Here is a 9322-nt window from a genome sequence, read left to right as displayed (position 1 = left end):
CGAACCGCTTCTTTGCCAGGCTGGGGCTACCCCAACTGGCGCCGTGACCTCAACCTTACGAACCGCCCGGTGCGGACCCGCATGCCGGGTGGTGTGGGAGGGGTCGGCGGAGCCGATGCTCCGCCGCCCCTATCCCGATTTCGGGCCTTCGGCCCGGGTCGCGCCTTGGAAGGCGCTCCCACACCGGGGCCCCTTGCCCCGCCCACCAGCGCGCGCCCCGGCGCTTGCGCGTGTCAATCGGTCGCAAGCAGGCCGCGCTCCGCGGCCTACGGAGCTCTCGAGTAACCGCGGCCCACGGTCGCCGGTCTCGCCCCCGCGTCCAGCGAGATCTTCGCATGCCTTCGGAGGATCGTCCCCATGGACAACCGGCGTCAGGCCTGGGTTCTGTTCGGGGTCCTGGCCGCCATGTACTGCTTCTCCCAGTTCTACCGCATGAGCACGGCGGTGATCGCCGTGGACCTCGATCGGGAGTTCGGGCTCGGCCCGGTGCGCCTCTCGGTCCTGGGGGGCGCCTTTTTCTACGCCTTCGCGTCGGTGCAGATCCCCCTGGGCCTCGCCCTAGACCGGTGGGGAGCCCGGCGGATCCTGATCGGCGCCACCGCCCTGGGGGCGGCCGGATGCATCCTGTTCGCCTTGAGCCCCGGCTGGTACGGGCTTCTCGCGGGTCGGGTGCTCATGGGCCTCGGCATGGCGCCAGTGCTCATGGGGAGCTTCAAACTGTTCGCGAGGTGGTTTCCCGCGGCCGCCTTCGGCCGGGTGTCCGGGCTCATGCTGGCCGTGGGCACCCTGGGGTCGCTCCTGGCCGCGACCCCGCTCGCCGAGTTGGTGGGGCGGGTGGGATGGAGGGCGTCGTTTTTGGGCTTCGGGGTGGCCACGTTGGCGATCACCGGGGCCCTGGCCGCGGTGGTCCGGGACCGGCCCGAGGGGGATCCCGGGGGCGGGCAGCGGGGTTCTTCCCTGGGTGGATTGTTTCGCCTGGCCCGGATGCCGGGGTTTTGGGCCATGGTGCCCCTGGCCCTCACCGGGTATGCGGCCGTGGCGAGCGTGCAGGGGCTGTGGGGCGGGCCCTTCTTCATGGAGAACCTGGGGTACTCCCGGGTGGAAACCGGGAACATCCTCTTTCAGTTGGGCCTCTTCACCGCCCTCGGGAGCGCCGCAGGAGGGCTCCTGTCGGACCGCTGGATCCCGAGCCGCAAGTGGGTGGTGGTGGGCGGGAACGCCGTGGGGCTCGTGTTTCTGCTGCCCCTCCTGGGCGTGGCCCGGCCCCCGACGCCGGCCGGCTGGTGCGTTGCGCTCGGGGCGTTCGCGTTCTTCTCGGCGTTCCGGTCGCTTCTGTACGCCCACGTGAAGGAGCTCGTGCCCGAAGGGTACGAGGGCACGGCCGTGACCGCGGTGAACTTCTTCGTGATGCTGGGCCCGGCGCTCCTCCAGCAGGCGATCGGCGGGGTGCTCGCGTGGCGGCCGGGCGCGTACGAGGCGGCCTTCGGGGTGCTGGTGGCGGGCCTCGGCCTCGGCACCTTGGCCTACCTGGGAGCCCCCGACACCCACCCTTCCCGCCAGGGCTCCGGGGGGCAGGGGGCGTAGGAACGCAGAGGGCCTCCCGGCCCCGGCCAGTTCCCTACCCACCAACTCTGTTTCCCGTGTCACCGAGAGAACCGTTTGTCGCGGCGCCCTTCCCGATGGGGGGCGGGAACCCCGGGTCCGCCGGCGGGTTGGCCCGGGCTGTGGCAAAAAGGGGTCAAGTTCCGACGCGCACCTGCCGATCCATCCCGCGAGGGCGGGCTGAACACGTAACCCCTTGGCCGGGAGGAGTCGGTTGATCCGAGTGCTGGTGGTGGACGACTCGGCCTTCATGCGGAAGGCCCTCCAGAAGATGCTCGAAGAGGATCCGGAGATCCGGGTGGTGGGAACCGCCCGGGACGGCCTCGAGGCGCTTGCCAAGGTGCGGGAACTGGACCCGGACCTGGTGACCCTCGACGTCGAGATGCCCCGCATGGACGGCCTGGAGACGCTCCAGCGGATCATGGCCGAGTCGCCGCGGCCGGTGGTCATGGTGTCGAGCCTCACCGAGGAGGGAGCCGAGGTGACGCTCCGGGCCCTGGACCTCGGGGCCGTCGATTATCTGCCCAAGAACATCGGCGCAAACGTGCTCGAGGTGGTGAAGATCCGGGAGGCGCTGCGGGCCAAGGTGAAGGCCGTGGCCCGCAAGAAGGCGCAGGTTCCAAGGCCGGTGCCGGCGCCTGGAGCCGAGCCCGCGACGGTTCCGAGCCTCGGCCCCGCACGGTTGGTGGCGATCGGGGCGTCCACCGGGGGGCCCCCGGCGCTCCAGAAGGTGTTTGCCGAGTTGCCCGAAGGGTTCGGGGCCCCGGTGGTGGTGGTCCAGCACATGCCCAAGGCGTTCACGGGGGCGTTCGCCAAGCGCCTCGACGCCGCCGGGGGGCTTTCGGTGAAGGAGGCGGAGTCGGGCGACCGGCTCGAACCCGGGCGGGGGTTCGTGGCCCCCGGGGGCCGCCATCTCGTGGTCCACCGGGACGGTCGGGGCCTGGTGCTCCAGGTCACCGAGCGGCCGGCCGACACCCTGCATCGCCCCAGCGTGGACGTGATGTTCCGGTCGGTGGCCCAGGTGCCGGTTCCCGACACCCTGGCCGTGGTGCTCACGGGCATGGGGTCCGACGGGGCCGAGGGGGCCCGGGAGATCCGGCGCCAAGGGGGCCGTGTCGTGGCCCAGAGCGCGGAGACCTGCGTGGTCTACGGGATGCCGCGGGCCGTGGTGGAGGCAGGGGCGGCCGATGCGGTGCTTCCCCTGGAACGGATCGGCCCCGCGATCCGGGAGGCGGCCTCATGAGCCTGGAACGGCTGGTGGAGGTGATCGAGAGGTCAGGGGAGATCCCCACGATCGGGGCGGTGGCGGCCGAGGTCATGCGCCTCACCCGGGACCCCGGGGCGGATTTCGGGAAACTCGCGGCCGTGGTGGAAAACGACCCGGCCCTGGCCGCCAAGGTCCTCCGGGTGGCCAACTCGCCGTACTACGGGCTGCGGGGCGAGGTGGCCTCGGTCGAGCGGGCGGTGGCCCTCCTGGGAATGACGCAGGTGCGGAACATCGTCCTCTCCCTCTCTTTGATCCGCGACTTTTCCGGCTCGTTCGGGGGCGAGGCGTTCCGCTGGGACCGGTTTTGGGAACATTCGGCCGGCGTGGCCCTCATCGCCGAGACCATGGCCCGGATGCTCCGGCTGCCCAGTGGAAGCGAGTACGCGGCCGGTCTTCTCCACGACGTGGGGAAGATCCTCCTGGGCCACCACTTCCCGGAGGAGTTCGCCCGCTGCCTCGATCTGGCCGCCCGACGGCAGGTGGCCCTCTACGAGGTCGAGCCCGAGGTGCTCGGCACCGACCACGCCCGTCTGGGCGGATGGTTGGCCGAGCGGTGGGGATTCCCCGAGGCCCTGCGGGCTGCGATCCGGGACCACCACGACCCGGGTCAGGCCGGCGAGCACCAGACCCTGGCGGCCCTGGTGCACCTGGCCGACCTCTTTGCCAAGGTGAAGCAGATCGGGTTCGGGGGCGACCGGGTGGCGGTTTGCTTCACCGACGATCCGGCCTGGGGGCTCCTCGAGGCGGCCCGCCCGGAACTCAGGGACCTCGACCTCGCCCGGTTCACCCTGGAGCTCGACCAGGAGGTCGAGATGGCCCGGGCGCTGGCCCGCTTGGGGGGTGAGTCGTGACCGGGGCGCCGGAGCTGGGGCGGCCGCGGCTCGAGCTGAGCCCGCGGGAGTTCACCCGCATCCGGGAGTTCTTGTACGAGCGAAGCGGCCTGTTTTTCGCCGAGAACAAGAAATACCTCCTCGAAAACCGGCTCTCGAGGCTCATCGAAGGAGCCGGGGTGGCCACGGTGGACGAGTACCTGGCCCTCCTGGCATCCCCGGCCCGGGGGCGCCAGGCGCTCATGGAACTCCTCGACGCCGTGACCACCCACGAGACCTCCTTCTTCCGACACCGGACCCAGCTCGAGGCCTTCCAGCGCCAGGTCCTGCCCCAGCTCCTCGAGGGCCTCAAGGCCCGCGGCCGGCGTAGCCTCCGCGTCTGGAGCGCGGCCTGTTCCTCGGGGGAGGAGCCCTACACGCTGGCCATGCTGATCCTCGAAGCCCTGGGCCCGAACCTGAGCGGTTGGGACGTGCGGATCTACGGCACCGACATCGCCCAGTCCATGATCCGCAAGGCCAAGGAGGCCGAGTACACCAAGTACTCGTTTCGCGGGACGCCGGCCTACTACGCCCAGAAGTACTTCGAGGTCCTGGGCCCTGACCGGTTCCGGGTCAAGGACGAGGTCCGCCGGCTCGTGGAGTTCGGCATCCTGAATTTCGCCGACGACCTGCGCATGGGCCGGATGCGGGGGTTCCAGACCATCTTCTGCCGAAACGCCCTGATCTACTTCGACAAGCCCGCGAAGCAGAAGTTTGTGGACCATTTCTATCGGGCGCTCGATCCGGGGGGCTACCTGTTCGTCGGCCACAGCGAGTCCCTCCATGGCGTGACCGAGGCCTTCAAGCTGATCCATTTCCCGGGCGCCATGGCCTACCGCAAGCCCGCGGAACCGTGAGGAGAGCCGTCCATGCCCACCGACCGCATCGCCCCCGACATGGCCGAGATCTTCCCGGACTATCTCGCCGACGCCCGGGAGTGCCTGGAGCGCACGGCCGAGATCCTCCTCGCCTTGGAGCGGGGGGAGGGGGACCCGGAAACCTACGCCGAGCTGTACCGCCAGATGCACATCATCAAAGGGGGGGCCGGGCTCATGGGGTTTGGAACGATCGAGGCCCTGACCCACGCGGCCGAGGAGGCCCTGGCGCCGGTGAAGCGGGGCGAGCGGCCCTTTGGCCCGGAGCTCGCGGCGGCCCTCCTCACGGCCCACGACACCGTCCGGAGTCTCCTCGACGAACTGGAAACCGACGGGGAGACCCGTACCGACCCCTCGGCGGCCGTCGCGGCCCTCAAGGCCGCGGCCGAGGGCCAGGCGGCGGCCCCGGGGTCGCAGGCGCCGGAGGATTCCCCGGACGAGGCCCCGGCGGCGCCGCCCCCGGCGGCGGACGACGACGTGGTCCGGGAGTTCTTTGTGGAGGCCTGGGAGCTCATGGAGGAGCTGGAGCAGGACCTCGTCTCCCTCGAGGAGGCCCCGGAGGACATGGACCTCCTGAACAAGATCTTCCGGGCGGCCCACACCCTCAAGGGCTCGAGCTCGTTTCTGGGGTTCGAGGCCATCAGCCGGGTGACCCACCGGGTGGAGGACGTGTTCAACAAGCTCCGCAAGGGCGAGATGACGGCTACCGGCGAGGTGATGGACGTGGTCCTGGAGGCCGTGGATCGGGTCCGCCGGCTGCTCGAGGCGGCCCAGGCGGGCGAGGCCGGGCCTGCCGTGGACGACGTGCTCCGGGCGTTGGACGAGGCCCTGGAATCGGGTCGGCCCAAGCGGTTGGGGGAGATCCTGGTGGAGGAGGAGGGGGTTCCCGCGGAGGCGGTGGAGGAGGCCCTCCGGAGCCAGGAGCCCGGAAAGCCCCTGGGGCAGGTGTTGGTGGAGCGGAACGTCGTGCCCCCCGAGGTGGTGGAGCGGGGGCTCGCCCGGCAAAAGGAAACCCGGCAGACCGCGCCGGAGCAGACCATCCGCGTCGACGTGGAGCGGCTGGACGCCCTCATGAACCTCGTGGGGGAGCTCGTGCTCGCCAAGAACCGGCTCACCCGGTTGCGGGCCGAGGCCGAGGAGCGGTGGGCCGGCGACGACCTGGTGGAGGCTCTGACCGAGACCTCGGCCCAGATGGACCTCGTGGCGTCGGACCTCCAACTCGCGGTGATGAAAACGCGGCTGGTGCCCATCGGCAAGGTGTTCCGGAAGTTCCCCCGGATGGTGCGCGACCTCTCCCGGAGCCTGGGCAAGGAACTCCGGCTCGAGGTGGAGGGAGAGGGCACGGAACTCGACAAATCCGTGGTGGAGGTGATTGGGGACCCCCTGGTCCACCTGATCCGCAACGCCGCGGACCACGGAGTGGAAGGGCCGGACGAACGGGCCGCGGCCGGGAAGCCCCGGGAGGGGGTGATCCGGCTTGCGGCCCGGCACGAGGGGAACCACATCGTGGTGGAGGTGGCCGACGACGGCCGGGGCATGGACCCGGAGCGCCTCAAGCAGAAGGCCGTGGAAAAGGGGATCCTGAGCCCCCAGGACGCGGCCGGGTTGGCCCCCAAGGACGCGTTCAACCTGATCTTCGCCCCCGGGTTCTCGACCGCGGAGAAGGTGTCGAATGTGAGCGGCCGCGGGGTCGGCATGGACGTGGTGCGCACGAACATCCAGAAGCTCAACGGCATGATCGACATCGACTCCGAGTTGGGCCGGGGAACCCGAGTCGAGGTCCGGATCCCCCTCACCCTGGCCATCATCCAGGCGCTCCTGGTGCGGGTAGGCCCGGAGGTGTACGCGATCCCTCTGGTGAGCGTGGTGGAGACGGTGAGGGTGGAGCCGGGGCAGGTGAAGAGCCTCGACGGCGTGCCGGTGCTTCGACTCCGGGACCAGGTGGTGCCACTCGTGTACCTAGAAAGGCTTTTGGATGTGGCCGGCCCCCGGGACGCGGCGCGGCGGTACGTGGTGGTCCTCGGGCTCGCGGAGAAACGGGTCGGGGTCGTGGTGGACGGGCTCCTGGGGGAGGAGGAGGTGGTGATCAAGAGTTTGGGCGGGTATCTCACGGACACGCCCGGGGTCGCCGGGGCCACCATCCGTGGGGACGGCCGGGTCACCCTGATCCTCGACGTGACCCAGGTGCTGGATCTGGCCTCGAGGCCCGAGCGGGGACGGGCGGCGGCCTAGCCGCCGCGGTGCGGTGGGGACAGGGAGGTCCCGATGGGCGACGGGAGGCAGGGGTGGCGGATCGACGGAACGAGCCCGGCGGCGGAGGAACTGCGGCGGGCCTTGGACCGGGTGGCCTCGACCCGGGTCCCGGTGCTCCTGTACGGAGAGACCGGGACCGGAAAGCGCCACGCGGCCCGCGTCCTCCACGGGCTCGCCGGGGACGGCGAGCTCCGGTGGGCCAGCGGTCGGGACGAGGAGGGGATCCGGCGGGCCGTGGCCCAAGGGGGGCGGGGCACGCTGGTGGTGACCGGGTTGGACGAGGCCCCGGCGCGGGTTCAGGGCCTTTTACTCGGATGGCTCGAAGCCGCGGACGACGAGGGCCCTTGGCGGTGGGTGTTTACGGCGCGCAGCGACCTGGAGGACCGGGTGAACGCGGGCCGGTTCCGGCGGGACCTGTACTATCTGGTGGCCGGGTTCCCGCTCCGGGTGCCTCCCCTTCGGGAGCGTCTCGAGGATCTGCCGGCCCTGATCGAGGGTCTTGTCCGCCGCCGCTGGCCTGAGGCCGAGGTGCCCGAACCCCACCCCGCGTTTCTGCGGGAGGCGATAGACTACGACTGGCCCGGGAACGTGCGGGAGCTCGAGGCCCTGGTCGTGGCCTCGTTTCCCCCGTCGCCCGACTGCCCCTGGCCGCCGGCGCCGGCGACGCGGGCGAGGGCCGACCGGCCCGAGATCCTGCCCTTCGCCGAGGCGAAGCGGCGGTTTGAGCGGGACTATGTGGCGCGGCTGCTTCTGGCCACCGAGGGGAACGTGGCCCGGGCGGCTCGGCTGGCCGGAAAGGCCCGGAAGGACTTCTACATCCTGATGGAGCGGACGGGACTTCGGCCCGACCGGTTTCGTCCCCGGAGATGGGCCAGGTGAGCCGGGTCTGGGACGATCCGCGGTTCGGCCCCCTGGCGAAGGAACTCTACCGCCGGTGCGGGCTCGTGTTCGAGGGGGGGCAGGCCCATCTGTTTCGCAAGCGGGTCGAGCGCCGTGCCCTGGAGGCGGGGTATCCCGACGTGGACGCGTACCTCGGGCGGCTCGCCGCCGGCGCCGAGCCGGCCGAGTGGGAGGCCCTGATCGACCTCCTCACGGTGAACGAGACCTTTTTCTTCCGGGAGCCGGAGCATTTCCAGGTGCTCCTGGAGGAGTTCTGGCCCCGCTGGCGGGTCGAGGGGCCGGTGCGGGTGTGGAGCGCGGCCTGCTCCACCGGGTGCGAGCCCTTTACCCTGGCGATCCTCCTGGCCGAGCGGGGGTGGGCCCGGGGCGTCGAGATCCTGGCGAGCGACGTGAGCCGAAGGGTCCTGGCCGAGGCCCGGGAGGGGCTCTACTCGGAGTTTGCGCTCCGCAACACGCCCCCGTACTACCGGGAGCGCTACTTTCGGCGGGAGGGGGAACGGTTCCGCCTGGCCCCGGAGATCCGGGCCCTGGTCCAGTTCCGGCAGATCAACTTGGCGGGCCCGGATCCCTGGGCCCCGCCGGGACGGTTCCACGCCGTGTTCTGCCGAAACGCGCTCATCTATTTCGATCACGAGGCCAAGCGCCGGGTGGTGCGGCGCCTGGTCTCGGCGCTGGTGCCGGAAGGCGTTTTGATCGTGGGCCGCTCGGAAACCCTTTTGAACGTTCCGGGGGCCCCCACCCCGGTGCGCCGGGGCGGTACGGTCGTGTACCAGCTGACCGATGCCCCGGGCCCGCCCGAAACCCTCTTTCCGTGGAGGAGCCATGGCTGAGATCGAGAAAGCAGCGGAGGACGAGATCCTGCAGCTCGTCACGTTTCACGCCGGGGAGGAGGAGTTCGGTGTGAACATCCTGGAGGTCCGGGAGATCAACCGGATGATGGAGATCACCCGGGTCCCCCACGCCCCGAGCTTCGTGGAGGGGGTGGTGAACCTCCGGGGCCAGGTGATCCCCGTGGTCGATCTGCGAAAGCGGTTCGGCCTCCCGCCCCGGGAAAGGGACCGGAGCACCCGGATCGTGGTGGTGGAGTTGGGGGAAAAGGTCGTGGGGTTCATCGTCGATTCCGTGAGCGAGGTGCTCCGGGTCCCAGAGCGGCTCGTGGAGCCACCGCCCCCCATCGTGGGTGGCGTGGACCGCCAGTACATCCAGGGGGTGGTGAAGCTCGAAGACCGGCTCCTGATCCTCCTGGATCTGCGCAAGCTCCTGGGAGCCGGCGAGGAGAAGGAGCTCCGGGAGTTCGAGCCATGAGGGCCGAGATCCTAAACCCGTTCCTGGCCGCCACGGTGGACGTGCTGAAGACCATGGCCGGCATCGAGGCCCAGCGGGGGCAGCCCCGCCTGAAGGGGGCCGAAGAGGGGTCGTTCGACATCTCGGGGCTGGTGGGCCTAAGCGGGCAGCTTCAGGGGTACGTGGCCCTGAGCTTCCGGGAGTCGGCGGCGCTCTATGTGGTGTCGCGGTTCCTCGGGGAGCCCGTGGCGGGGGGGGGGGGGGGGGGGCGG

At 70.8% G+C, this 9322-nt stretch carries 8 protein-coding genes and 1 pseudogene; all 9 read left to right on the top strand.

Annotated features, from left to right (window positions below; all coding sequences use genetic code 11):
• The first annotated feature begins 357 nt into the window (after positions 1–357).
• A complete protein-coding gene (locus ACY0I8_RS13655) occupies positions 358–1584 on the top strand; it encodes an MFS transporter (protein ID WP_461395194.1) in 1227 nt (408 codons plus the stop codon).
• A gap of 232 nt (positions 1585–1816) precedes the next feature.
• Positions 1817–2845, top strand: a complete 1029-nt coding sequence (locus ACY0I8_RS13650) for a protein-glutamate methylesterase/protein-glutamine glutaminase (protein ID WP_461395193.1) — start codon at positions 1817–1819, stop codon at positions 2843–2845.
• The gene (locus ACY0I8_RS13645) at positions 2842–3720 is read left to right on the top strand and encodes an HDOD domain-containing protein (RefSeq protein WP_459943070.1); all 879 of its coding nucleotides are present in this window, start codon (positions 2842–2844) and stop codon (positions 3718–3720) included. The genes ACY0I8_RS13650 and ACY0I8_RS13645 overlap by 4 nt, the downstream gene beginning before the upstream one ends.
• Positions 3717–4595, top strand: a complete 879-nt coding sequence (locus ACY0I8_RS13640; RefSeq protein WP_459943071.1) for a CheR family methyltransferase — start codon at positions 3717–3719, stop codon at positions 4593–4595. The genes ACY0I8_RS13645 and ACY0I8_RS13640 overlap by 4 nt, the downstream gene beginning before the upstream one ends.
• A gap of 12 nt (positions 4596–4607) precedes the next feature.
• Positions 4608–6845 carry a chemotaxis protein CheA gene (locus ACY0I8_RS13635; RefSeq protein WP_459943072.1) on the top strand — a complete coding sequence of 746 codons (2238 nt, stop codon included), beginning with the start codon at positions 4608–4610 and terminating at the stop codon, positions 6843–6845.
• A 33-nt stretch (positions 6846–6878) separates the two neighbouring features.
• Positions 6879–7745 (top strand): DNA-binding transcriptional response regulator, encoded by an 867-nt coding sequence (locus tag ACY0I8_RS13630; RefSeq protein ID WP_459943073.1) that lies wholly within the window; start codon positions 6879–6881, stop codon positions 7743–7745.
• Positions 7742–8596, top strand: coding sequence for a CheR family methyltransferase (locus ACY0I8_RS13625; RefSeq protein ID WP_461395192.1), 855 nt, complete (start codon positions 7742–7744; stop codon positions 8594–8596). The genes ACY0I8_RS13630 and ACY0I8_RS13625 overlap by 4 nt, the downstream gene beginning before the upstream one ends.
• Positions 8589–9071: a chemotaxis protein CheW gene (locus tag ACY0I8_RS13620; protein WP_461395191.1), complete on the top strand. Its 483-nt coding sequence runs from the start codon at positions 8589–8591 to the stop codon at positions 9069–9071. The genes ACY0I8_RS13625 and ACY0I8_RS13620 overlap by 8 nt, the downstream gene beginning before the upstream one ends.
• A pseudogene (locus tag ACY0I8_RS13615) lies at positions 9068–9322 on the top strand (chemotaxis protein CheX); the annotation flags it as partial. The gene ACY0I8_RS13620 and the pseudogene ACY0I8_RS13615, both read left to right, overlap by 4 nt.

The sequence above is a fragment of the Deferrisoma sp. genome, assembly GCF_054681715.1.
The sequence above is the reverse complement of the archived record's forward strand: the minus strand, read 5'-3'. Positions and strand labels throughout refer to the sequence as shown.